This is a genomic window from Sporofaciens sp. St.21A7, assembly GCF_059728535.1.
Genome location: NZ_BAAGFN010000001.1, coordinates 4360537 through 4384892, shown reverse-complemented (window position 1 = coordinate 4384892; position 24356 = coordinate 4360537). Strand labels below are relative to the sequence as shown.

Genomic DNA, 24356 nt, shown 5'->3' with positions numbered 1-24356 from the left:
AAAGAAAAAAATGCGGGAAAAAGTGGAAACAGGTGCCAGTAATCAGATATAAATAATGAAAGAAATGATCGGAAAGGATTGGCATAAAAATATGAAATGGAAGAAAAGAGTTATTATTCCGGTAATAAGTTTCCTCTTTATAGTAATCGTTTGTATCTGGTATGTAAACGACTACTATCATACAGATGAAAACGTACAGGAATATTTGCAGACAAAAGAGTCTGTCTCTGTATCAGAGATGTCAGATGGTCTATATCTGGATGGACCGGGAGATAATGAGGCATTGATTTTCTATCCAGGAGCGAAGGTGGAATATACCTCATATCTTCCATTATTGAGTGACTTGGCAGAGCGGGGAATCGACTGTTTTCTTATTAAGATGCCGTGTAATCTTGCGTTTTTCGGGCAGAATAAGGCTGAAAAGATTATGGATTCTTATGAATACGATCACTGGTATCTCTCCGGGCATTCTCTGGGCGGGGCGATGGCGGCATCTTATGCTTCCGGACATCTGGAGAGTCTTAATGGTCTGGTGCTTCTGGCAGCATATCCAACGAAAAGCCTGAAGTCGGATTCCTTTTCTGTCCTGTCGCTCTATGGAAGTGAGGATGGTGTTCTGGATATGGAGAAGGTGGAGGAAGGGAACTCGTTTATGCCTGCAGATTATGCAGAAATCTGTATAGAAGGCGGAAACCATGCACAGTTTGGAAATTATGGGGAGCAAAAGGGCGACCATGCTGCAGATATCAGCCGGGAGGAACAGCAGGCGCAGACCGTGGAGGCCATTTTGAATATGATGAAAGCTCATAAGGATCAGAAGCAGGAGGAAGCAATGATGACTTATGAGCAGATTAGCCCACAGGAGGCAAAAGAGAGAATGGATAAAGAGGCGGATGTGATTATTCTGGATGTCCGGACGCAGGAGGAATATGATTCCGGGCATATCAAAAACGCCGTATGCCTGCCAAACGAAGACATTTTAAGTGAACCGGATATACTGCCGGATAAAGGTCGGCAGATCCTGGTATACTGCCGGAGTGGGAACCGAAGCAAACAGGCGGCACAAAAGCTTGCAGATATGGGATACGAAAATGTTCTGGAGTTCGGCGGGATTCTGGACTGGCCTTATCCGGAGCTGGTAGAATAAATTAATTTATGAGGGGAGACCAAAATGATCAATAGGGAAGACATGCTGGAACTGACCAGGCGGATGACGCCGGCCCGGACATCCATGACAAGGGTTGCCGGGTGCTACATAGACCGGGACGGAGAGTTTGATGGGAGCTTCAACACCAATTTTCTGAAGCTGTCCGGTTCCGACAGAACTAGAAATCTGAAACTGGCAAAGACGGTGCCGTTTTCTGATACGAATAAGAATCTGAAAAAATATGAGTTCGCACCGAAAGCCCAGAAGCCGGGAAGCATGTGGCAGTTACTTATGGCTATGAAGGAATGCGGGCTGAAAAACGATGCGTTGATGGATACCTTTTATGATGTGGTGATGGAGCGTTACCACACAGATTCGGAGTATGCCATCTTGGTTTTCCATGACCGCTACGATATTCCGGCGAAAGCGTCAGATAAAGAGCGGCTGGGAGAATCGGAGGAAGTGTTTGAATATCTGATCTGTGTAATCTGCCCGCTTTCTGGTGAATATGAGCCGGGAGAACCGGAATGTGGATTCCTGTTTCCGGCATTTACAGACCGGTGCGGGGATCTGAACCATGTAAATGTCTATCAGAAGAATCCTGACAGGCCGCATATGGAAGTAGTAGGGGAGATTCTAGGGGCAGAATAAATGGACGTACTTTTAAGAAGAAAGGGAGATGCAGGATGGCATACAAACCAGAACTTTGGGCTGAAGCAAAGAAAAAATGCCGGTTAAATGAGGAAGATATCCGGATGGCGAAGGAAATGGGGCTGAATCCGAAAAGCCTGATCAAGAATATCCCCAGTCCCAGGGAACAATGGAAACAGCCGGTGAAAATCTGGATTCGTGAAATGTATGAAGAAAGGCATAGAAAAAGGAGAAACCGAACGGCATCATCTTAGCGGTGCTGTTTTCTTTTGTATACCTGTTCATGTATCCCCTAATACTTTCCCTGTGGAATATACAGCTTTCAGGTAGGAGGACTTTGTCAGCCGAAGTATAGAAACTGCCCAGCCGCAGATAATATCTAAAAAAGACTTTGAGGTGAATAATATGGCAGTTGCACATAAAGGAAGTATCTCTATGGGGCTGGTACTGATCCCCATCGGGATGTATAAGGCGACACAGGATAATGATATCCATTTTAACCAGCTTGATAAGGAAAGCAAAGCCCGTATCAAGTACAAGAAATACTGTAGCCATTGCGGAAAAGAAGTGACGGCAAATGATATCATCAAGGGTTACGAATATGAAAAAGACAAATATGTAGTTATGACAGATGAAGAACTGGAGAAGATCAAGACCAAAAAGGATAAAACCATTCATATCGTCCAGTTTGCAAAGATGTCTGAAGTAAATATGATCTACTATGAAAAAGATTATTATGCAATTCCGGATACAGGCGCAGAAAAAGCATATGAACTGCTTCGCCAATCATTACTCTCCCAGAAGAAAGTTGCGATTGCTAAAACCGTAATGGGAACCAATGAAAAACTGCTGGTATTATATCCCACAAAGGAAGGAATTATCGTAAAGACGTTATTTTATCATGATGAGATTGCAGCCATACCGAAGGCAGTTCCCAAGATGAAATTAGATGAAAACGAACTCAATATGGCAAAAATGCTGATTGAAAATATGACAAAGCCCTTCAAGGCAGAAGATTTTCAGGATGAATACCAGGCCAGGCTCCGGGAAGCGATCATGAAGAAGATTCAGGGCCAGGAAATTGTTGCAGTGGAAAGCAGCAGTCCGTCAAATGTGATCGACCTGATGGAAGCCCTGCAAAAAAGCCTGGAATTATCAAAAAATCCGGATGAGGACAGCCAGAAACAGCTTACAGGTACAGCGTGATGGAACTGTATGAAAACCGCAGTGCGAGCCCTATGCTGATTGCACAGCAGATGGAAGCCTTCGATGATCCGGACTGGATCTACGAACTGAAGATGGATGGATTCCGCTGCCTTGCTTATATTGATAAGGATACTGTAGACTTTCGGAATAAACGGAATATGCAGATGCTTTCGAAATTTCCAGAACTTGCAGAGATTTATAAAAATGTAAACGGCAAATGTATTTTAGATGGGGAAATCGTGGTGCTTGCAGGCGGTGTACCGGATTTTTACCGCCTGCAGAAACGCACCATGCTGACAGATAGATTTAAAATCGAAATGGAGGCGAAACGGTTTCCGGCTTCGTTTGTAGCATTTGACTGCATTTACCAAAAAAATCAGGAACTGGTTTTCCAATCCCTTATGGAACGGAAGCACAAGCTTTCCACTATGGTTACAGAAAATGACAGGATTGCCGTATCCCGCTATATAGAAAAGGAAGGGCTGGCGCTTTACCGGGCGGCAGAGACCAGGGAGCTGGAAGGGGTTGTGGCAAAACGAAAAGAGAGCCTGTATCTTATGGGCAAGCGTACAAAAGACTGGGTAAAATTTAAGCGTATGGCAGATGAAGACTTCATTGTTGCAGGTTATATTCCAAAAGGCGGACATACCTTCAGTCTGGTGCTGGCAAAATACCGGCTTGGTTCGCTTGTTTATAAAGGCCATGTCACTTCCGGGGTGACAAAAGATACAGTTGCGCGGTTGGAAGAAACCGGAAGGAATCCGTTCCGGATGCTGCCGACAGGGAATGAAAACGCTGTCTGGGTGGAGCCGGGTTTGGTCTGCGTGGTGGAATATATGCCGAATACGCTTCAGTCTTTCAGGCAGCCTGTCTTTAAAGGGTTCCGGGATGATATTTCCCCGGAAGAAGTGCAGGTAAATGAAAGCAATTTGAAATAGCGTCCGGCGTTAAGAAGATAACTCATGCCATCCTTTGAGAGACAATATATAGAAAAATCCTAATGCTTGTGTTAATATGGTGATATTAAATCAAGAGTTGTGGAGAGCGTTTCTATGAAGATACTGGTAGATGCAGATGCCTGCCCGGTTGTTTCGATTGTGGAGCGTGTGGCGGAGAAATACGGGATACCTGTAGTTCTGCTGTGCGATACAAACCATGTGCTACAGTCTGAGTACTGTGAAGTCAAAGTGATTGGAGCCGGTGCAGATGCAGTGGATTTTGCACTGGTTGGACTTTGCTGGAAAGGAGATCTGGTAGTGACGCAGGATTATGGAGTGGCTGCCATGATTCTGGGGAAAGGTGCTTATGGAATCCATCAGAGCGGAAAATGGTATACGGATGAGAATATCGACCGCATGCTGATGGAACGGCATATCAGTAAGAAGGTACGGCGCTCAAAATCAAAGCATCACCTGAAAGGGCCTGCAAAACGGACAGCAGAGGATGATGTAAGATTTAAGGAGTCGCTGGAACGGCTGATTCAGAAATTGTGTGGAAAATCTATATTGTAAGATATTGTAAATTTTGGTAGAATATTTATGGGTACTACTAGAAAAACGGTAGGCGGTTGGTCCTTCACCAGAGGGACTGGACTCTCTGATTACATAGAGATCCCTGCAAAGGGAAATCTGGGAAAGGAGGGCGAGCTTATGAGTGATTTTGAAATGCTTTCGATTATGCTGATGGTTCTTGGAATTGTCGTATCAATCCTTATAGCGTATATAAATCATACAAAAAAGTAACCGCCCCTCAGCCAAAGGTATACGGTTACTTTTTTTGTAACTAAATAAATTTGGACTAGCCGTCTATCGGTAGTACCCTTTTCTGCTCTTATTTTAGCAAAGAGATAGGAAAATGTCAAATTTTCTTTAGATGTTCTGCCTGATAATTCGTGAAATTAGCCCCACTGCCACATTCCGCTCTTCATCAATATGCGTCACGACAAAGGAAACTTCATCCTTCTTTCCCACCGTTCGGCTATCATAGCAGGAATGAGCAATGGCATTGACCCCGGTGGAAAGCCGGACAAATACGGTCCCTTTGTGGATATCCTCCACAGTTCCGGCATACTTCCCTTGAATCTTGCATTTTCTCATGTTCTCCTTGCTGGTATTCCCTTCCACGCTTTTGACATCTGCCTTGACTGTGATCTTATCCAGGCTTTCAGCAGTCACAGATAAGATACGCACCAGGATATGCTCGCCTACATGGAAGCGTTCCCGTGCGTCCCCCAACCAGTCAAAGGACAGGTCGCGTGCCAGGATGGAAGTCTCCACACCGAAGATCTCCGCCCGTACAACCTTCTCCGCCACAGCGACAACCCTCGCCTGTACGATACGGTCTTCATAAATCTTAGAATTGCCTGACGCATTCCGGTCGAGATAAAAGATCTGGCGTTTCTTCAGCATAGCCTCTTTCCGGCTGGCAACCACACTCCTTGACTGGGCATCCAACCCCTTCACAATAAAGTCGATCTCACAGCCGAGCATGTTGTTAAGGACTTTGTTTTGGCGAAGGGAAATGTCACCGTAGTCGTGTGATTCATCTTGTACCAGATTGATCATCATTTCCGTAATCGGAATGACGGTACGGAAGTCCTTATAGTAGACGATAGCAATTAAGCTGCCATTTTCCGTCTTTTCAATTCCGCCTAACATCCCGGTCAGGATCTTCTTTGTGCGGTAGGCATTCTGGATCTCGTGCCAGATGAGGTCTGCCTTCGACTGCGCCGTTTCCAGCACAGCGTCAGAATCAAGAGTTAGTACAGGTACGTTTGTGATTGTGTTCTGTTCGTTTTGCATAAATGATCTCCTTTTCTATGACATAATTGAATTTTTATCTAATGGAACCATCTCCGGTTCATCTGGCCACACGTTATCTGAGCTATCGGATAACAGGTCTGAAGAATCCGGATATGGTGGTTCCTGATAAATGTGTTTCTGAGTTACCTGTGTCGGCATTGCAGGTATTGACGTCCCTAGTGGCTTACGGGGAGCTGATGATGAAGCAGAAGAGCCATTCCTTTGCCTGCGTGGTTTCGAGGGCGGCTTGGGGAGATAGTCATATTCCTCTGTTTTTCCTTCTTCCCGCCACTTCGGAATATGTTCTGCCGCCTTTTTCGTAATCAGCTTTTTGGCATCCGGGTGCAGTGTGTAGTCATATTTCTGTACTTTCAGCACTTTCTGCCCCCTGAGAATAATGAGGGCAGTATCCAGCGGGAGCCGCAGGATCTCGTCCGGCGTCAAGAGCTTCCGTTTGCCGATGGACTGGGTTTTCCGGTACTCCGGAGAATAGTCTGACACTCGCCAGGTATTGAGCTGCTTTGCTTCCGAACTGACACCCACCGTTACGTCTCCGGAACGCGAACTGATAAATTCAGCCGTTACTTCGTCCGTGCATCCTAAGAATAACTGAGTGTCGCAATTCCCTATGATTTCCTGCCACTGATTAAAGGGATAGCGGTTCTGCATCTGAGGCAGGTTCTGGAAGATGCACGAAATGCTTAAGCCTCTGGAGCGGCAGACCGAGATTTTCTTATTTAACTCCAGGATGGCTCCGGTATTTGCCAGCTCATCCGCAAGGATATGCACCGGAACCGGCAGATGCCCGTCTACCCCATGCTTATCCGCGAAACGTACCAGTTTGATAAATACAAAGGTCATAAACAGGGATGACAGGAAGTCAAAGGTGCTGTCCTGATCGGAAGTAATGCAGAAGTATGCGCATTTCTGTTTTCCCGGCAGTGTCAGGTCGATCTCATCATAGGAAGTGATCTGCCGGATCAGTTTATTCTGGAATACCTGAAGCCTGGCTCCAAGCCCGATAATTACCCCAGATCGCACCGTATCGCTTGCCTGCTTGTAGATGCAATAGGGAACCTTTGCCGGGTGGCTCACCGGAAGCAGGTCAAAGAGGCTGTTCCGTTCTTTCTCCGAGCTGAGTGTCAGCAATTTATATACCTGCCCGATGTTCTTGGACTCTGGCGGGAATCCCTGCTCGACATAGAGAACCAGCGCTTTGAGCAGATTTAATTCCGCATTATCCCAGAAATGATCCCCTTTGGCAGAACCAGTATTTTGGATAATGACGTCGGAAAAGACCTGCGCCATAGTCTCCTGGCCGTCAATCTCCATCAGACAATTCCATGCATCGGAGTTCTCCGGGTTTACAAGGTTAAAGCATCTCACGGTGTAGCCCTCGTTTTCCAGATAACCAGCCATGCTTTCATACAATTCACTTTTGGGATCAGTGATAATTAAGCTTTCCCCAACTCCGCCATTCTTCCCGCGTGCGACACACTGGAAGATCATATTACGGGCAAACGCCCTGGACTTCATAGAACCGCTTGCGCCATAGACGGCAATGTTGCGGTTCATGCGTGTTTCATAGGGAAGGCAGACCGCTTTCCCGTTCAGCTTTCCAAGGATTGTCCCTTTGGTTTTCTTCACATGGTCTGTCAGTTCCAGCACCTTGTACATCTCATCCGGCGTCATAAAGCCGGATGTTCCATAGGTTCCCTTCAGGGAATAATTCAGGTTCCGCTCCTTATCAAAGACCTCCCCGTTCCGGTCAACGCCCATCCGCATTAACAGAAAGACTAATAGTCCGAGCGCGAGAAGGCAAAGAAAAATCCCATATAAGTTATATGGAAAGTGAGCCAGTGCTGATAGGCATGCCATCGGGTGCAGGGAGGGTGCCTTTGGATAGGAGCCGTTACCGGCGAAGTTGCCGGCACTGGTCCAGACCTTGTAATTACAGATAAACTGTGCAATATAGCCTCCGGCATATAAAATGCAGAGGAAAATTGGAAGCACGAAAATGAGATTCCACCATTTACGGTTCATTTAAAAACTCCTTTCTGAATTTAGTCAAGTCGATACTGGAGAAGAGTGCATCGCTGTTTATATATTTCTTCAGAACCGGAACCTGGAAATCAAAACAGATCACGTTCCCTGTCATGCCAAATACATTCAGACCTATATTAAAACGGTTAAGCCGCTGCATATCAAAATCGTAGGCGAGTAGTGTTGGGACTCCATCCGGGGTTACGGCATCGTATTCAAACCGAGTGTCACCCTGGCAGACATCTAGATCCGAAAGCAATAACTGGTTTAACCGTTCCGTCAGCCTTGGATTCATCAGCAGCTTTAATAGCAGTTCCCCTTCTGAATTACTAGGCAGAAAATAAAAGTTATGAAAAGATGTATCCAGCATGAACAGGCCGCGTTGTTTTCCGCCAGTACTCTTCAGAAGCTGGAATGCCATATCCATATCGTTTCCAAACACAATAGCCCGGATATCAGGCTGGCCGTTATAAAGACGGAGCTTCAGATAATGCTGTAGGAAAGCATTTAACCGCACCTCTGCCTGGTATTCCCATTTCATGAGGCTGGATCCTGTATTATAGATACAGTAAACGCAATGCGGCGCCATCAGGATTCCGATACTTCGTGAATTTCGGATCTTCGTTGTTTCATCTCCCAGTTCCTTTATCTCCCTTGATGAATAAAAACAAGGGATGTCCTGTAGGTTCATTCGTTCTTTCGGAAAGCTTTCACTGAAAAGCGGCGGCTTGTCATCCGCAAAGAATGGAATACCTGCATGGGAAAGGGTTACGTATGTCTGTGCTTTCTGATAAAGCCTAAGCCTTCTTTGCGGCTCGCTTCGGACTGCATTGGTCTCTGAATTTCCTGTTAAACAGCATTGGAATCGGAGAGGGTTGTGGGAGAGGAGTAATTCCTTGGCCTGCTTTTTCAGACGGTAGCCGCGAAGCCGGTCTTTGTAGTGGAGCCTGATTAGCTTGTCGGCTTTTAACTCTGTGATCAGTTTTTCTGTGTATGCCGGGGTGTCAAATAATCTGGGGAGTTGGTCAGCCGGGAACTCTCCGCTTATCCCGATCATCTCTAAAAGTTTATATTTCTGTGTATCTGGTCTTAGCATAAATGTGTCACCTCAAAATTGATTTTTTTAAATAGTATTACCTTGGCAACATCTGCTTCGGTGAATTTCGTCCATTCTGAAAATGAAATGCGGGGAAATGAATGGATTCCCCCGCATTTTACCGGTATCGACGCGATTTTTTGAAAAATCACATATTTTCAGATATGGTAATTTTATGTTTTTCACGGTTCATAAGCCATTCGGGGAACCGGTTTTTCTCCATAATCGTTACAATCATCTGATCCGTCTCCCCTAGCTCTGTTGTGTAATGGCTGTCGCAATAAAGGCCGCTGTCATCAAGCAATACATAAGTTGAAATGACATCCAGTATCGTCTTCAGCTCCAGATTATCATAGTCTTTCACCCGGCGTTTCGGCATGCTCTGGTCATAAATAAAACAGAAGCAGATGACACATTCTTTATAAGGTTCTATTTCATGGTCTTTGAGAAATTCCTTTAACGCAGCATGCAATGGATCACGTAAAAACGCCATGTTCGTATGGAGTCTCCGTTTGGGGAGAAGTCCGGGAAGCGTTGCAGAAAAAATTTTGTCTTCGTAGGAGATTTTGATTCCCAGCGCATCCGCAGCCTGTGTCATATAAGTAGAATCGCCTTTGAAATCTGTAAAAAGTACCAGATTTCTTAACTGGCAGGCAATCCGCTCTGCCCGCAATGTGGCATTTGTGCTTAATTCCGTGTAATTAGCCCCATATTTCACGATATCAGTGGATTTCAGGGCAAAAAGTGTGTTGTTCAGCAGAGCAACTTCGTTCTCTACCTTTTGGATTCTCTGAAAAATAGTTGTTTTGTCCATAATTACCTCGTTTCTTTTGATTTTTGATAGTAGTTTACAGTTCCATCTGGACTTACCAGACAGTAAGCGGTCACCCCGTTAAGAGAAAGACGGGACGCCTGCTGTTCGGATTCTAAGATGACCAATCGGTTTGCATCATCTGCAGGAAGGCCATTCAGGACATGGCTGATCAGAATTTCCTGCTCTAAACCGATATAGACAACTTCATAGTCTTCATTTTGCGTGAAAAAATGAAGCTTGACAGGAAATTCTCCGCTGGTGTGGTAGACAACAGCCTCTTTGAAGTCCAGAAGAACCCAGACGGCGGCAATCATGCCATAATCCGGGGATTCAGAAGCTTCCGGGCTGTCGCATAGGAGATCTCTGTCCTGGTCATAGTAGATACGCCCCTGCTTGATCAGGCTTGTAATCAGGGATTTCATGGAATCCCTGTTACGAATAAAAAACTGCAGTACCTGTTCGTACTGCAGCGCATGGTAGGTGGTAATGAGTTTTAGAAGACGCTCACCTTCCCCTCTGTAAATTTGGTTCCTTGATTTCATGACGTTCTCCTTTGTTACATGGATTGGCAGGTCTTTGCATAAGCTGTACATATTGCATACGTATCATATACATATGATGTATATACAGTATACTTGTTATGCTCGTATTGTACTGGTTTTTAATAATGATATGCATAGTGTACGTACAGCCTATGTATCAGCCTGCGGTCAATCATCGGTTTACGGGGTACAAAAAAAGCACCGTCGAGGGTGCTGTAAAAAAGTATAACTTTAACCAATACCAATTATAACACGCATGGATATACGCTTCAATCGCAGAACTGTGCCAATGAATGTCAATTCTGTGCCAATTCTAAATATTACATAAAATCAGCCTGCAATTTGCATTAAAAACAGCATAAAAGCGTGTTTTATCTTGAAACACGACTTCGTGCAAATGCTGCCAGAACCTTCGGTGCATAGCGCTGGCTCATGTGAAGCTGGATATGATTGGCCAAAATAATGGTATCGCTGCAAATACTATAGATCTTTTTCAAAGAGACAAGGCAGTTTTGCCGGCATCTGATAAATCCATATGGTGCCAAGAATTTCAATTCATCTGTTAGAGAACCGTATTTTTGATTGTTGCCATGTTCTGTATGGATGGTAATGGTGTGTGTCTGTATTTCCAGATAGTAGATGTCATCCATTTTAATTTTGGTAACAGCAGTCTTTGTTTTGCAGATGTATTCTGCCTGTGTGTTTGAGTAAAGCTGCAGGGCCTTTTCTAACCCGGAGAATCCATGCTGGTCTAAGAAAGTATTCAGAGAACAGCTTAAGGATTCATTATGTGTTAATTCCTGTATCCAGTCCATGTTTACACATCCTTTTTTATTGCTCTATATATAAAGACAATCGAATCGTCAAAAACTGACGGCATTTGGGGAAATTTAAGAATGTTTTTGTGATGTGATGTAAAAAGTAGCGGATATGATGTAGAAAATTTGCCAAATTATAGAAATAATTGTATGATTAGTGTAAAATAAGGGGTGTAGTATGAACAGAGGATAATTGAATATTATCCTTCGTTTATTATTATTTATAGCGTCTACTTTTATAAATATAAACGGAGAGAAAAATATGCTTACAACAGTGAGTTATATAACAGAAAATTTTAATAATCAATTTTGGAATTTTGAAGATTGTTCTGGGCAAGATTTTGAAGATTATATCTATACTATATTGGCAAAAGAGTTAGAACCTTATTACAAAGATGACTTACGAATTGTAAAAACTTCTCGTACAAGAGACGATGGGATTGATATTTATATAGAATCCCCCATTGAATTTTTGCTAATGGGAAATAAATTTTCGTTAAACGGTAAAAAAAACATAAAAATAGTTATTGAATGTAAATCCACAAATTATAATAAAATTGCGTTTGATAAATTTGCAAAAAATATTATTACGAATAATGAATTGGAATTAGACTACTTTATATTGGCTACTAATGGAACTATAGTCCCTAGTGCATTTTATAAAGCAATTACAGAATTCAAAAAAGTTAACTGCAAATTTTATCTATTTGATCAATATTTTTTACTTCAATTTTTAATCAATTCTGTGTATAAGATTAAGGGAAATGTTACATATATTCCTCATGCATGTCAACTTCAATTACAATATCAAATAAGGAAAGGAAGAATAGAAGGCAGAAATTGTTTTGAGTTATACTTTGATGTAAAAAATTATTCAAATAAACCTACAAATATAAAAATAAATCTAATTTCAAATAGGAATTGGAATATTGAAGAAAAACTCAATGAAAAATTAGTACCTGCTCATCAAGGAATATGTTTACGTTTCCTAGTAAAGAGAATCTACAATGATGGAATAGATGATTTTAAACTAAATGTAACATATAATAATCAGTCACAACTTTTGAATATAAAAAATCCAGAAGTTATTCCGGACTTTCTTCCACCATTAACAGGAAGTCAACATAAAAAAATAATAAATGATATATACAACGATCTATTATGTTTAGCAACTTCACAATTTTATTATATATATGGCGAAGCAGGAATAGGAAAAACACGTATTATTGATGAAATTGTCAAAAAAGTTTTTGATACAAATTATGTAATTTCACATATTCTATGCAATAAACGAAATAAGGTTTCTTTAAAAAAAGCACTATATAAAGAATTAAAAATAATAAATTCTGATAATAAAGAATCATCCTGGGATGATTTGACAACGCTTTTTGACAAAAACAAATATTCTAAATACTTAGTAATTATTGAGGATTTGCATAATTCTTCAGATGATTTTTATGAAGAACTAAAAGATCTGGTATTATCAATAAAAAAATATCCTTGTGCTTTCATTATTGCTGGTAGAGAAGATGACACTGTATATAATGAAGCCTTCTTTTCATGCGCCAACTGGCTAAAAAACAATTCAAAAAGATTTCATATAGAAAGATTATCAAAAAATGATTGTGAATTGTTTATCAAATCAGTCATAAAAGATATACCTTCACTCGTATTAGAAAGACTTACAAAAGTTTCCAAAGGAAATCCGTTTTTTATTGTACAGTTTATAGAATATCTTTTGGAAATTGATTTTGCAACATTGCTTAATAGAAGTACTGTCGGGATGACAAATGTTAATACTTTTTCTAGCCATAAATATATTCCTGAAAAGATAGAAAATTTAATTCAAAAACGACAGGAAAAATTGATGCAATTAAGAGAAGGGCAAAGATATACTGATTTTTTACGAATACTTTGCCTGTTTGGGATTACGGCTCCTAAAGAAATCATTGAAGAATATTGGGGAAGTGAAGAAAATGAGGGATCCATTGATTTGCTTTTTCGTAAACACTATTTAACATACGATGATAATGGAGATATAAGATTTGATCATGAAACATTATTCTTATTTTTTAATAAGGAATTGGAAAATTCGCGTAACATAATACGTATTAGTCAAATAATCATAAAAAAATTCAAAGGTATATTAATATATTTAACGAGTTTTCAAAAAGCTAAAGTTTACTTTTATGCGAAAAACTATTTACGATCGGAGCAGCTTTTTTCTCCTATAATGAATGATATAGACAATATTAAAAATATCTCTTCAACTAATTTGTCAAGCGAATATTTTGAATATTTGGATGAGATCTATCAGTTGGCTAAAAGAAAAGCTAACGGTATGTTGCAAGAAAAAATTATACAATCATCTGTATATATTCCAATGCACAATATGGATTATGGTACTACTATTACTTCTATAAATAAAGCATTGGAAAAAATAAATAAAAATCACTCAGAGAATAATAAACTAAAAAATACAATATTACAATTAAGAGCACATACCGAATTAACAGCTGCTAATTTGAAACAAGCCGAACAATTGTTCCTTGAATTATTGGCTGAAGAAAGAATTGATTCTAATCAATTCTCGTTAGAAAGTCGATTTGATTTATTTGATAGAACTGCCAGTCTTTATACAAGATATAATCATAAGGCTCTTGCCGAGAAATATAATATTTTATCAGAAGAAATTGCAAATGAATTAGATGACTCTAAATTGATTAGCTTATCTAAAATGATGAAAGCTAAAATCAATTATTATAGTGATACTCAACTTTCTATCGAATATATGGAACAAGCACGCAAAATCATGACATACGACAATGCGTATCGAATTAATTGCCACAATAATGTTTCAATAGTGGGTGCAAATGTAATGCTTGCAACTAACAAGAGAGATTTCTCAAAATATATAAAAGATGCTAAAGAACTGCTTACAGAAGCAATTGATAATAACTATTCATTCACAATCATTCGATGTAATCTTTTATTAGCGGCATTATATTATTTATCAGAAGATAATTCCAATATAGCGATATCGAAACAGTATATTAATGATGGAATAAATGCTAGTGTTCGATATGGATGTGAAAAATTAATGAATTATTTTTACAACCTGAAAGCTGTTATATCAATAAGAGAAGGACTTTTAGCGGAATACACTTTGAAATATTTTGATACGATGTTAGACTTTTTGGTAAAACAAAATTTGATATTTTTAGGTAATTTAGACTTTTGTTACGGTAATATCATATCAATTACAAATTATGCAAAATTTATTTATAGTTATGGAGACGAACAACGTTTGTATCACTTTTTAAATAAATTAAGTTATTATAAGAGTAACCAAACATGTGATTTTGATTGTTCGAAAAGAAAAGATTGTTATTATTCGTGCAATAAAAATATAGATATATTCAAAAAAAATATAAGACGCATTGAAGATAAAAAGCTGATACTTCTAGACGAAAAATTTCAATATCCTTTATATGATGATCATACAGGATATTATATCGTAATACACTGAGAAATAAAATTACTATGGGGGACACCCATAGTAATTTTATTTCTCAATAATATAATTTTCGAGAACTAAAATATCAATGTTAGTATTTAAAAAAGTTTGTATTGCATTTGATGGGGATTCGACAATAGGCTCCCCATTATCATTAAATGAAGTATTAAGCAAGACAGGCACTCCAGAAAGTTTTTCAAATTGTAATAATAAGTCATGTATAAAGGGTTCCTGTATTTTACTTACTGTTTGGACACGAGCTGTTTTATCAATATGCGTTACAGATGGAATTTTTGAGATAAACTCATCTTTAACTCTGCAAGCCAAAAGCATATATGGTGATTCTTGCTTTAAATCAAAAATCTTGTAAGCTTCCTCCTCTATGACAACGGGTGCGAATGGTCTAAAATATTCCCGATGCTTTACTTCTTTGTTTAGATGATCTTTCATTCCCTCCCATGTGGGGTTTGCTAAAATACTTCTATGACATAATGCACGAGGTCCGAATTCACTTCTTCCTCTTACAATAGCGACAATTTTATTGCAATAAATATATTGAGCAAGATGTCTGCATAAATCACTATCATCATAATATGTATATTTTAGATTAAACAAATCCAAATCTTTTTTGATTACATTGTTTGTATAACTAATCCCTAAATAGGGAAGAACTTTGCTGCTATTATTTACTAATTTTCCACTTTTTTTATAAGCATGAAATGCAGCTCCAACAGCTTGCCCATCATCACCAGCTGCGGGACATATATGTAAACGTAAATTGGGAATAACTTCTAACAATTTGTGATTTAGCATACAGTTTAAAAATGTTCCGCCGGATAAACAGATATCATTGATATTATACTTTTGAATTATATACTTTATTAATTGAATAAGAACTGTTTCTGTTAAGTCTTGAACAGTCTGTGCAATATTGATAGCCTCTTTATCAAGAAATTCAAAATAATTAACCCCTGATTCTAGATACTTAACATAGAGCTCTTGGATTAAAAAACCAAATTGTAAATCAAAATCTAAAGAATTAATTTTCAATTTAGAAAAATCTAACATTGATTTTCCATATGAAGCTAATCCCATAGTTTTTCCGCATTCTCCCCACTTGAATCCTAATAAATATGTGATTTGTTCATATTTTCTTCCTATACTAATAGGATTATGAAGAGACTCTTTATTCATAAATGGATAAATATAATTTTGCTTTTTATATATTGTATTAATAGGTGGCACTTGATATCTGGCTTCTAATAATGACACTTTATTATTACATCCAATATAAAGACTTTCTGATTCTGTCATAATTCCGTGGTTATCACCACCCCCATCAGCAACCAATATTAATGCCTTTGTAAAATCTGAAGTACAAAATGCAGATTCTGCATGTGCTAAATGATGCGAAATAGGAATTAATTCAAATGCATAAATATGATAATGTGCTTCTAATTCTTCACGATAATATTGTTCTAGTTCATATGCATTTACAGATGAGAAGGTAATTCCAATATAGTCAATCATTGAGATATTAATTTGACAATAATTAAGCAAACTATCAATCACTTCATATGGAATTTCAGAAGAATCGGAATGTTTAATTCGATCAATCCTCTCTTGAGCTAAAGATGCAATTAGTTTACCATTTTTTACTAATGCAGCACAGCGGTCGTGACCAATATGGATTCCTAATGAATATATATCCTTTAACATTACTTTAATTCCTTTCTAATTTTGAACTATAAAATAGTAGATATAATCGTTAATTATCTCTAATTAATAATCAAAGGATAATATTCAATTATCCTTCGTTTATAGTATAAAAACGGAGAATCTGTGGAGGATAAAACAGTCCGGGCAATCCTACGGTAGCGTTCTAGAAGACAATTTATGATAATGTGTTGCATAAAAGAGCCCAATTGGTTTTGAACGACAACGGTGGCGACGATGCATTGAGAACATCGTTTCAATCATATGATCAAGTGATAAAGTGAGATTTATCGGGTGCAAATGCCGAACACCATGCCTATTCCCAAAATCTTATGATTTGTGGTAAAATAATAAGGGATGATTTGAATGAGGCAAGATAAATTGCATCCATATCAGGAATGTTTTTGGATTTATTTGTCACATATGTTATGTATAGGCAGTTGGATGTTTGACATCGACAATAGGCACTCTCACTCATTGTATACAGATTGGGTGAGCGGAATGAATAATTTTGAGGAGAAGCATAGACATGGAAAAAAATATTATTGTAAAAGAAACCGAAATAGATTTTTCTGATTATTATAAACAAAAGAATATTTCGATGGAAGTTCAATCCAAATTCGAATGTGCAAATTTTTTAGCTGTTCCATATAAATATGAACAGCATGAATATTATTTTGCCCAAGAAACCATAGACTTTTTGAAGTTTTGCCGTAGCCAGTCACCAGAGTATTCATTTGATGTGTTAGCAGAAGATGATATTCAGATTCGATCCTTGCATTCCTTTGATATTTGGATGCCAGTTATATGGGTGGCATCAAGCGTGTTGTTACCTTTTATCATTAATATGGTTAGCAGCTATATTTATAATAAAATGAAGGGACGTGAAAGAGAGGATGTCAATGTCGATGTAACTTTTTTAGTTAAAAGAGAAAATGAGGAAAAGTATATTCATTACTCTGGAGATGCCAAGACATTTAAGGAAAGTTTTGAAAAGATGGATTTAAATAAGATGTGAGGTGCTAATGATAAATTATTTTTTATCTCACAAAGAGATTTTTGAAATTTCAAATGTATGTGCTCAATTAAAAAAATTGAAAATGCGTATTAATGCGGGTGATTATGATGATTCTTGTAAAGAATACAACAAGTGCAAAGATTCATTTGATAAAATAAAAAGGATAGCCATCGAATTGAATGACGAAAGATTGGCAAATTCACAAATAGTTTTTAGAAATTATTTTCTGCTATTTTGCCATCTTTCGAGTTACTTTAGTTTATTGCAAAAACGTAACTACAAGGTATCATGGAGTGCTTTGCAAGATTGCTTCGATGATTTAAGATTTGTTGGTAAATATTTAGAAATTGAAGAACGTAAAGAAATGCCAGATATTTACAAGTTGTTAGAAGCATACGAGGCATTATATCCTTACAAGGTCTTTTTTAGTAGCGAGTATATTATCAGCAAATCTCATTGTAGCATTTGTGGTAAATCCATGCAAAGTCTTTCCTGTCCGCATATAAAAGGAAATTTATATTGGGGAGACATTGCGTTAGACATTGTAGATGAAATAGAAGAATTTCAAGCTGCTTGTTTGGTTGAGCACCCTGAAGATAAACGGTGTATAATCGAATTGTCAGATGACAATAGAAGTGAATCAGATCAGTTTGCTAAGCTTGGACAATTCTTAGAGCTTAAACAACCATTTCTTCAACAATTTTCAATTACAACGGTTATGGAAACAAGGCAGCGAACAGATATCGTTAAAGTCGGTAGAAATGATCCATGTTCATGTGGTAGTGGTATAAAATTTAAGAAATGTTGCGGAAAGAATTTATACTATCAGCATGAGCGAAATATCATTCATCTTGGAAAAAAAGTACAGCTTGTATGAAATTTTTTGAGGTTAATGGTTCATAGTTTTTATGGTTTATGAAGCAGAACTTAGTACTTTGGCATTTACAAAACCCAACATAGCACTAATTCTCCGCCACTTGCTACACTCTAGAAATAGAAGCTAGGATAGGATTGTCGGCGGAGTGGGGAGTTGAAAGTAATAGAAAAGCAGTGAACGCAGTTCAAAAGAAAAGTTCACTGCTTTTTCTTCAGGAAAGCTAAAAAGTTAACGTGCTTTTAGTATTCATTTAATTTCATAAAATTCCTTGGATGTTTAGTCGTCAAGATATTATTCTGCTTTGCCATGGATACACTCGTATAAATTTCAGTTGTTTTGATTGAACTGTGACCAAGCATTTTTTGTATATACCGGATGTCAACGTCAGCTTCCAGTAGCAAAGTGGCGAATGAATGGCGGAACATATGCGGAGTAATATGCATATCGATCATTGCCAGTTTTAAGTACTTCACAATCATAGCCCGTACAGATTGTTCTGAATACCGCTGATGAAGTCGATTGATGAAAAACCATCCGGTGGAGAGAATATCTGCTTGAAAAGCATTATAATATTCAGACACCACCTTTTTGACGTCATCATTGCCGATTTGGATTAGTCGTTCTTTAGAACCTTTTCCGTAAATGATTATTTTGTAGGACACCAGATCCACTTGCTGTAGTCTTAAGGCGCACAGTTCTGAGATTCTGACGCCTGTGGAAAAGAGCAGCTCAATAATAGTGATGTCGCGAAGGATTGCATTGTATTGATAGGTTGTATCTGCAAGCGACTTTTGTTTATACATTGTGGAGATAAAATCAGCAATCGTAGCTTCCGGTATTGTCCGGGGTAGTATTTGTGGTTCTCTAAATTTTACGTTGATCTTGTCAAATGGATTCAGGGTAATAATCTCTTCATAAATCAAATGGTGGAAGAAAGCTTTTAGAGCAGCAATCTTTCTTTTGGTGGTTCGGGGCTTATACTGGTCATGGAGAGATGAGATATACTCGTTTATAGCAGTTTTATCTTCAAAATCGGGATATTTCCGCATAAATGCTTGAAATTGCGCCAGATCAATACGATAAGCCTTCAGTGTCTTCCTATCCAGTTTTTTAATGGATTCACAGTTTTTCAAGTAGTTTGCAATTAAAGTCTCTAATCTGCTCATAAATGGATACTCCTTAGTTTTTATACTAATTATGAGCATCCATCTATGAAATGTCGATGATTTTATTCTTCAGGGAAAAATTCATTTAGTATCTCAATGGTTTCCTTAGCGGTATACCCCCAAAGTATGGTACTCAGTGATTCGATTGCCTTATGCCTTTTTCGATAATAGGTGCGATAGGAAATATTGGAAATATGTGGCCGCAGCTTCTCTATGATCTCGTTTGTACCGCTCGGTTTCTGAGGGGAAAGGAAGGTATAGTAGAGAATCCAATAGTACTGTTCTCCGTGTTTGTGATTGATTCTAAGCAAATCCACAGAGGAATCCAGCATTTTCAACATCCGGTTGCTCCGCTCAATGCTCTTTGCTCGTTCTTCAATATCATCTCCGGACAGATCGGCTCCTGCAGTATAGATGGAATCAAGGAATTCATCCACACTTGTCCCATATTTCAGCCGGAACTGTGTCTCCATCTGGTGGACTACTACTTTCAGGCTATAGGTGGCATCCCGATATCTCCGAAGAAATTTATAGGTATCATGAAAGCGCGGATCCTCTTCCGGATTCCAGTCGCTTAATCTATTCCGGCTATCCCTCTTTCTGGTATTACTTTTCTTTAAATTGGGGATTTCAGCACCATTTTCAGTTATTCCCCGACTTTTTTTTGCATTCATCTTTGCATTCCCCATTCCTGTATTCTCCGATTCTGTACCATTCATTGCTGTATCCTCCGATTCCACATCATTCACTCCAGTATCTTTCCATTTTGCATTCTGCATCCCCGCATCCTTCCTGCTTGTATCCTTCATCCTATTCAGCCCCCTTCAGAATCTTTTCCACAATATCTGCATGCTCTTTCAGAATCGGATTCCTCTCCAGATAGTCCTTCTCTTCAGGCTTGACGGTCAACTCAAACCGATAGGCTGCATTTCCGTAAGGGCAGATAATACTTAGAGTATATATATTTACTATATTCTTGCAGGCAGAGGATAAAGGAGATAATATATAGCGGGTTTTGGGACACTCGCAGCACGGAATCCCTTGTGATTTCAGCATTTCCGCCACTTTTTGGATGATAAACTGCATGTGCGATTTCGAAACGCACGGATCATTTTCTGGAACGCTGACCTGTTCTTCTTTCACGACTTCTGAAACGCAGGGTTCGCCCTTGTTTTCTGGTACATGGATTGGTAGCTGCATAGTCATGGCAATCTCCTCCTTGTCGATCATCACATCGCTGATATCGAACATGACTGACAGATAATCATTCAGATAAATCATGCTGCCATGCTTCCCGGTGAAGGAAACTAATGTGATAAGCTTCATTTCTTCAAATTTCTTTAAGGTACGTGATACGGTTGTTTTGGAATGGTTCCAACGGTCGCCCAATGTCTGGAAGCTGGTCACCGGATTGCCGGTGTTGTTGCGGTAATACACAACCGGACCTGAATAGGAGCCTTGCACAGACGGATCGTTATAGATGGCATGAATCCACATATCTAAAAGCATGTCCATCTCCGAGCATTTCCCCATGCTGATTAGCTCATGAACTTTGGCAATTGGAAAAAAGAAAAAGCCGTCATCCTTCTTGCAGGGGAAGTTGTATTCCAGTACGGTATTATCCTTCGGCCAGTCTGTGATCTTAAACTTCACAACCTTCTTGTTCTCCAGAAGAGAGTATGTGATATAGTTCTGTTTCTGTAGGTACTCCAAGATTGAGATTGCCTGATGCTGGAACCGGCACCGAAACCAGATGCGCAGTTCAGCCAGGGTGCAGATCCATTCCCCAGGCCCGACAAGATATGTCATAGTTTCTGTACGGCGGTAGGATGACCTGTAATTTGCATAAGAGCACAGGACGATGTAATAAAAAAGAAAAGAGCCTCCGTTTGTTCGGATGCCCTTGTTAGTGACGAGTGACCGTATGAAATCTCTGTAAATTCTGCAGCGAGGAAATTCTACGATTTGTTTCAGCTCTAATTGATAGGTTTGATTTTCCATAATAGTTCCTTTCTTTGAATCGAAAAAGACGGATGGCTAAAAACCGTCCGTCTTTGCTAATAGTAGTTATGGCAGTTACATTATAATTTGTATGGAAGAGAATGTGAAATCTGGGTAAGATCCCTTCTACATCCCTCCAACATCCCTCCAATATGATTTTTTCCTTGCCAAAACCAAATTCTTGATTTGTCCTGTATTTAAAAGGATTACCAGCTTTTTGCTGTAAAAAACCCTGAATTTCCTGCATTTTCTAAGGGTTCTAAGTTCCAATGAGTTCCAATTTGTACTAACGTGGTTAATTGGGCTTTACGGACTTAAAATCCTGCGGGACTAATCTCCCGTACCGGTTCGATTCCGGTCTGGCTGTCTCGGATGAAGAAGTTGCGTCCATTGATACGGTATCCGGTTTGCTGAAAGGAGTAAAAGAAGGGAAGATAAAAGTGAAGGCTGTCATTACCTTCTTTGACGGTGCAGGGAAAGCCGGGGAAACGGTTGAAAAAGAAACGGAAATCGAAGTGAAAGAAATTCCATTGGATTCTATCGCCTTTGACAAGGTTATCAAGGAAATGGTAGTCGGGACTGAGGAAACGCTCACCGTCATTTATAACCCTGAAAACACAACCGATTTGAAGGATGTAGTATGGGCAAGCTCAGACTCAGCCATTTTATCAGTAGAGAATGGAAGGGTCAAGGCATTGAAAGCCGGGGAAGCGGAAATTACCGCAACGGTAGGCGATAAGAAAGCAAGCTGTAAGATTACGGTAAAAGAAGGCTCTGTGAAACCGGCGCCGGGACAGGATAAGGCAGATGGGACAAAGACGGACAGCACAAAGAAGGATAGTGCAAAGACGGGAAATAGCCCAAAGACAGGGGATACAGCGGATGTTGTATTATATGTATTGATGTTTGCACTTTCAATGGCTGTGGTTCTGTTTGCATGTAGGAGAAGATTCTGCAAGGCAGGAAGATAGGGAAGGGGATACAGCGTAGTGAGTCATTTGGACTACGCTGTATTTTTAGCAGTAGGAGGTATAAGGCATGAGAAGATATTTTAAGAGAGCCATAGCGGTTCTGGTTATAGCGTTGATGTGTTCAACCCTAATCGGCGGGGGTGTTTTGGCTGAGATTGAGAGTGAAAATGATATTAATAACGAGGTGAATGTAGAAGAAATAGGCGGTAATGAGGATGTCCCGGAGATATCCCCGGAGGAAAAGTCGGGGACGGTCAGCGGTGAAACAGAGGGTGAAGAATTAGAAACGAATGTTGAAGAAGCAAGGAGTGGGGTGGCGGGTGCTGTCAGTGCACAGTCAGACGAGTGCCCTGTGCAACTTACTATAAAGAGTGAGCCTTCTTCGATTTCTGAGGCTTATCCAGTTCCTGTAAACTTAGGTGACACGATTGAGTACTATGTCCAAGTAAAAAACGTACATGATAAGGATGATTTAACAAATGTAGAAGTTAAGATACATATAGACAACTCTCTTGAGGCAGATGTATCTACTGCTAAGTACAACTTAACTTCGTCTACTTCGGCGGCTAACCAACATACGATATCTGGTAGTTCTGGTTATTCTGCTAGGCTTGAGGGCAACGACGTAGTATTCAAAGCTAACCAGTTATCTTGGGATGATGCTGTAATGTTCCATATTACATGCAATACTAAGTCTGAGGGTACTGTATCTAGTAAAGCTAGTGTTTGTTCGGTAGGTGGTGTTTCTTACAGTGGTATAGAGAGTAGCAGTACATACCATAACGTCAGGCAGGAAGTAAGTGACTTCACTTTATCCACTCGTATAGATGGCAACGGTCAGTATATGGATGGTGATAGGGTATTTACTTACAACTTTAATCTTATTAAGGATGGTAAAGGTCTTACTACTTCTTTGCCTTATAAATTAGTATATGGTGGTGACGTAGTAAGTGAACACACTCTTGAATTAGAGAATGGTATTGGTAGTGTATCATTTCCGGCGAGGTATCAGTTCAAGACTGAATCTATGCCTACTGGTGTAAATTATCAGATAACCCATAAAGAGGATAATAACTATACATGGAATAAGGAATCCGTAACGGGTACTACCGATTTAAGTGGTTCTAATGAGAGCTTTAATGCCACATACAAGTATTCGCCTGTGAAGTATTCCTTAGATACTAACATCATAGTCAATATGGAGGGTAGAAATTTTAAGGCGGGCGACTCGTTCACCTACTCTATCGCCCCAGAAAAAGAAGGCGACCCTATATTCAACAAATTTCCATATCCATACGGGGATACTGATACACCTGCTTATTTTGAAGGAATTGCAAGAGTTAAGCCGAGTAGTGGTTCTTCAATTACACTACCTCTTGAAGAAAATATAGAACGTGTTTCTGGAGTTAAATGTTCTTCTTGTGGTAGAATTTACAGAGTACAGGCAGAATACTTAGCACATGTTAATGAAATTGGCTGTGGAGGGGGATTTTCAGGTATTGTTGCAAACATGAATACAAGTCCCGAGATAAAATTTATATATCCAGGCACCTACAACTACATAGTATTCCAGACCACAATGGAATCCTCTGACTATGACAGTATCCAAAAAGACCAGACCCAGTACAAAGTCACCGTCACTGTTACCGCCAACGGTTCTAGCCTAACCCCGTCCCTAACTTCTGTAAAGAGGTCTACCGATGGAGGTAAAACATGGTCAAAGGAATCAGATACATCTAAACTAACTTTTACAAATTATTTTGGAGTAAAAAAGGGAGATATTGACAAAGACGGGGAAATAACTATGAATGATGTAATACTGTGTCTGAACCATGTGTCTAAGAAAAAAATATTGACAGGTGAAGCACTGGCGGCGGCAGATGTAGATGGAAATGGGGTCAGTATGAATGATGTAATAAAATTATTGAATTTTGTCAGCAAAAAGAACTCTGATTTGTAAGACTGGTGGAGG

The 24356-nt window shown here is 39.4% G+C and carries 22 protein-coding genes; 12 read left to right on the top strand and 10 right to left on the bottom strand.

The features are described from left to right. Positions 1-91 precede the first annotated feature (91 nt). The 7 genes from AC6I3O_RS21700 to AC6I3O_RS21670 all read left to right on the top strand — a co-directional run bounded on the left by AC6I3O_RS21700 (position 92) and on the right by AC6I3O_RS21670 (position 4746). The gene (locus AC6I3O_RS21700; protein WP_497852648.1) at positions 92-1147 is read left to right on the top strand and encodes an alpha/beta fold hydrolase; all 1056 of its coding nucleotides are present in this window, start codon (positions 92-94) and stop codon (positions 1145-1147) included. Between the two features lie 24 nt (positions 1148-1171). Further along, positions 1172-1798, top strand: coding sequence for a DUF4317 family protein (locus AC6I3O_RS21695; protein WP_497852647.1), 627 nt, complete (start codon positions 1172-1174; stop codon positions 1796-1798). Between the two features lie 35 nt (positions 1799-1833). Next, entirely contained in the window at positions 1834-2052 is a 219-nt protein-coding gene (locus AC6I3O_RS21690) for a hypothetical protein (protein WP_497852646.1), read from the top strand. A gap of 151 nt (positions 2053-2203) precedes the next feature. Continuing rightward, entirely contained in the window at positions 2204-3004 is an 801-nt protein-coding gene (ku, locus tag AC6I3O_RS21685) for a non-homologous end joining protein Ku (RefSeq protein ID WP_497852645.1), read from the top strand. Continuing rightward, positions 3004-3942 carry an ATP-dependent DNA ligase gene (locus tag AC6I3O_RS21680; RefSeq protein WP_497852644.1) on the top strand — a complete coding sequence of 313 codons (939 nt, stop codon included), beginning with the start codon at positions 3004-3006 and terminating at the stop codon, positions 3940-3942. Before ku ends, AC6I3O_RS21680 begins: the two co-directional genes overlap by 1 nt. Positions 3943-4056: 114 nt before the next feature. Then, complete coding sequence (locus tag AC6I3O_RS21675; protein WP_497852643.1) at positions 4057-4515, top strand: YaiI/YqxD family protein; 459 nt, start codon at positions 4057-4059, stop codon at positions 4513-4515. Between the two features lie 27 nt (positions 4516-4542). After that, entirely contained in the window at positions 4543-4746 is a 204-nt protein-coding gene (locus AC6I3O_RS21670) for a hypothetical protein (protein WP_497852642.1), read from the top strand. Between the two features lie 126 nt (positions 4747-4872). Here the strand turns inward: AC6I3O_RS21670 and AC6I3O_RS21665 are convergent, their stop codons facing one another. The 6 genes from AC6I3O_RS21665 to AC6I3O_RS21640 form a co-directional block, all read right to left on the bottom strand. After that, positions 4873-5805, bottom strand: a complete 933-nt coding sequence (locus AC6I3O_RS21665; protein WP_288893113.1) for an RNA-binding protein — start codon at positions 5803-5805, stop codon at positions 4873-4875. A 15-nt stretch (positions 5806-5820) separates the two neighbouring features. Further along, a complete protein-coding gene (locus AC6I3O_RS21660; RefSeq protein WP_288893116.1) occupies positions 5821-7848 on the bottom strand; it encodes a VirD4-like conjugal transfer protein, CD1115 family in 2028 nt (675 codons plus the stop codon). Then, positions 7838-8944, bottom strand: coding sequence for a hypothetical protein (locus tag AC6I3O_RS21655; protein WP_497852641.1), 1107 nt, complete (start codon positions 8942-8944; stop codon positions 7838-7840). Before AC6I3O_RS21655 ends, AC6I3O_RS21660 begins: the two co-directional genes overlap by 11 nt. A 148-nt stretch (positions 8945-9092) precedes the next feature. Next, positions 9093-9758, bottom strand: a complete 666-nt coding sequence (locus AC6I3O_RS21650) for a DUF6100 family protein (RefSeq protein ID WP_288893120.1) — start codon at positions 9756-9758, stop codon at positions 9093-9095. A 2-nt stretch (positions 9759-9760) separates the two neighbouring features. Beyond that, positions 9761-10300: a DUF5697 family protein gene (locus AC6I3O_RS21645; RefSeq protein ID WP_288893122.1), complete on the bottom strand. Its 540-nt coding sequence runs from the start codon at positions 10298-10300 to the stop codon at positions 9761-9763. 371 nt (positions 10301-10671) lie between these two features. Beyond that, a complete protein-coding gene (locus AC6I3O_RS21640) occupies positions 10672-11115 on the bottom strand; it encodes a LytR/AlgR family response regulator transcription factor (RefSeq protein ID WP_288893125.1) in 444 nt (147 codons plus the stop codon). A gap of 265 nt (positions 11116-11380) precedes the next feature. Between AC6I3O_RS21640 and AC6I3O_RS21635 the strand changes: the two genes are divergently transcribed. After that, entirely contained in the window at positions 11381-14647 is a 3267-nt protein-coding gene (locus tag AC6I3O_RS21635) for an ATP-binding protein (protein ID WP_497852640.1), read from the top strand. Between the two features lie 36 nt (positions 14648-14683). On the opposite strand, the gene AC6I3O_RS21630 is transcribed toward AC6I3O_RS21635, so the two are convergent. After that, positions 14684-16354: a carbamoyltransferase family protein gene (locus tag AC6I3O_RS21630; protein WP_497852639.1), complete on the bottom strand. Its 1671-nt coding sequence runs from the start codon at positions 16352-16354 to the stop codon at positions 14684-14686. A 526-nt stretch (positions 16355-16880) separates the two neighbouring features. On the opposite strand from AC6I3O_RS21630, the gene AC6I3O_RS21625 reads away from it, so the two are divergent. Beyond that, complete coding sequence (locus AC6I3O_RS21625) at positions 16881-17369, top strand: hypothetical protein (RefSeq protein WP_497852638.1); 489 nt, start codon at positions 16881-16883, stop codon at positions 17367-17369. 7 nt (positions 17370-17376) lie between these two features. Then, entirely contained in the window at positions 17377-18246 is an 870-nt protein-coding gene (locus AC6I3O_RS21620) for a YecA family protein (RefSeq protein ID WP_497852637.1), read from the top strand. A 239-nt stretch (positions 18247-18485) separates the two neighbouring features. On the opposite strand, the gene AC6I3O_RS21615 is transcribed toward AC6I3O_RS21620, so the two are convergent. The 3 genes from AC6I3O_RS21615 to AC6I3O_RS21605 form a co-directional block, all read right to left on the bottom strand. Continuing rightward, positions 18486-19412: a tyrosine-type recombinase/integrase gene (locus AC6I3O_RS21615; protein WP_497852636.1), complete on the bottom strand. Its 927-nt coding sequence runs from the start codon at positions 19410-19412 to the stop codon at positions 18486-18488. A gap of 62 nt (positions 19413-19474) precedes the next feature. After that, on the bottom strand, positions 19475-20041 hold the full coding sequence (locus AC6I3O_RS21610) for a hypothetical protein (RefSeq protein WP_497853559.1): 567 nt from the start codon (positions 20039-20041) through the stop codon (positions 19475-19477). A gap of 181 nt (positions 20042-20222) precedes the next feature. Next, entirely contained in the window at positions 20223-21413 is a 1191-nt protein-coding gene (locus tag AC6I3O_RS21605) for a MarR family transcriptional regulator (RefSeq protein WP_497852635.1), read from the bottom strand. A 299-nt stretch (positions 21414-21712) separates the two neighbouring features. Between AC6I3O_RS21605 and AC6I3O_RS21600 the strand changes: the two genes are divergently transcribed. Further along, positions 21713-22384, top strand: coding sequence for an Ig-like domain-containing protein (locus AC6I3O_RS21600; protein ID WP_497852634.1), 672 nt, complete (start codon positions 21713-21715; stop codon positions 22382-22384). A gap of 67 nt (positions 22385-22451) precedes the next feature. Next, entirely contained in the window at positions 22452-24344 is a 1893-nt protein-coding gene (locus AC6I3O_RS21595) for a dockerin type I domain-containing protein (protein ID WP_497852633.1), read from the top strand. Positions 24345-24356: the final 12 nt, after the last annotated feature.

Bases quoted from the DNA above. Each gene is read 5' to 3' on its own strand.
- AC6I3O_RS21700 (WP_497852648.1), top strand. From the start codon at position 92: ATGAAATGGAAGAAAAGAGTTATTATTCCGGTAATAAGTTTCCTCTTT.
- AC6I3O_RS21695 (WP_497852647.1), top strand. From the start codon at position 1,172: ATGATCAATAGGGAAGACATGCTGGAACTGACCAGGCGGATGACGCCG.
- AC6I3O_RS21690 (WP_497852646.1), top strand. From the start codon at position 1,834: ATGGCATACAAACCAGAACTTTGGGCTGAAGCAAAGAAAAAATGCCGG.
- ku (WP_497852645.1), top strand. From the start codon at position 2,204: ATGGCAGTTGCACATAAAGGAAGTATCTCTATGGGGCTGGTACTGATC.
- AC6I3O_RS21680 (WP_497852644.1), top strand. From the start codon at position 3,004: ATGGAACTGTATGAAAACCGCAGTGCGAGCCCTATGCTGATTGCACAG.
- AC6I3O_RS21675 (WP_497852643.1), top strand. From the start codon at position 4,057: ATGAAGATACTGGTAGATGCAGATGCCTGCCCGGTTGTTTCGATTGTG.
- AC6I3O_RS21670 (WP_497852642.1), top strand. From the start codon at position 4,543: ATGGGTACTACTAGAAAAACGGTAGGCGGTTGGTCCTTCACCAGAGGG.
- AC6I3O_RS21665 (WP_288893113.1), bottom strand. From the start codon at position 5,805: ATGCAAAACGAACAGAACACAATCACAAACGTACCTGTACTAACTCTT.
- AC6I3O_RS21660 (WP_288893116.1), bottom strand. From the start codon at position 7,848: ATGAACCGTAAATGGTGGAATCTCATTTTCGTGCTTCCAATTTTCCTC.
- AC6I3O_RS21655 (WP_497852641.1), bottom strand. From the start codon at position 8,944: ATGCTAAGACCAGATACACAGAAATATAAACTTTTAGAGATGATCGGG.
- AC6I3O_RS21650 (WP_288893120.1), bottom strand. From the start codon at position 9,758: ATGGACAAAACAACTATTTTTCAGAGAATCCAAAAGGTAGAGAACGAA.
- AC6I3O_RS21645 (WP_288893122.1), bottom strand. From the start codon at position 10,300: ATGAAATCAAGGAACCAAATTTACAGAGGGGAAGGTGAGCGTCTTCTA.
- AC6I3O_RS21640 (WP_288893125.1), bottom strand. From the start codon at position 11,115: ATGGACTGGATACAGGAATTAACACATAATGAATCCTTAAGCTGTTCT.
- AC6I3O_RS21635 (WP_497852640.1), top strand. From the start codon at position 11,381: ATGCTTACAACAGTGAGTTATATAACAGAAAATTTTAATAATCAATTT.
- AC6I3O_RS21630 (WP_497852639.1), bottom strand. From the start codon at position 16,354: ATGTTAAAGGATATATATTCATTAGGAATCCATATTGGTCACGACCGC.
- AC6I3O_RS21625 (WP_497852638.1), top strand. From the start codon at position 16,881: ATGGAAAAAAATATTATTGTAAAAGAAACCGAAATAGATTTTTCTGAT.
- AC6I3O_RS21620 (WP_497852637.1), top strand. From the start codon at position 17,377: ATGATAAATTATTTTTTATCTCACAAAGAGATTTTTGAAATTTCAAAT.
- AC6I3O_RS21615 (WP_497852636.1), bottom strand. From the start codon at position 19,412: ATGAGCAGATTAGAGACTTTAATTGCAAACTACTTGAAAAACTGTGAA.
- AC6I3O_RS21605 (WP_497852635.1), bottom strand. From the start codon at position 21,413: ATGGAAAATCAAACCTATCAATTAGAGCTGAAACAAATCGTAGAATTT.
- AC6I3O_RS21595 (WP_497852633.1), top strand. From the start codon at position 22,452: ATGAGAAGATATTTTAAGAGAGCCATAGCGGTTCTGGTTATAGCGTTG.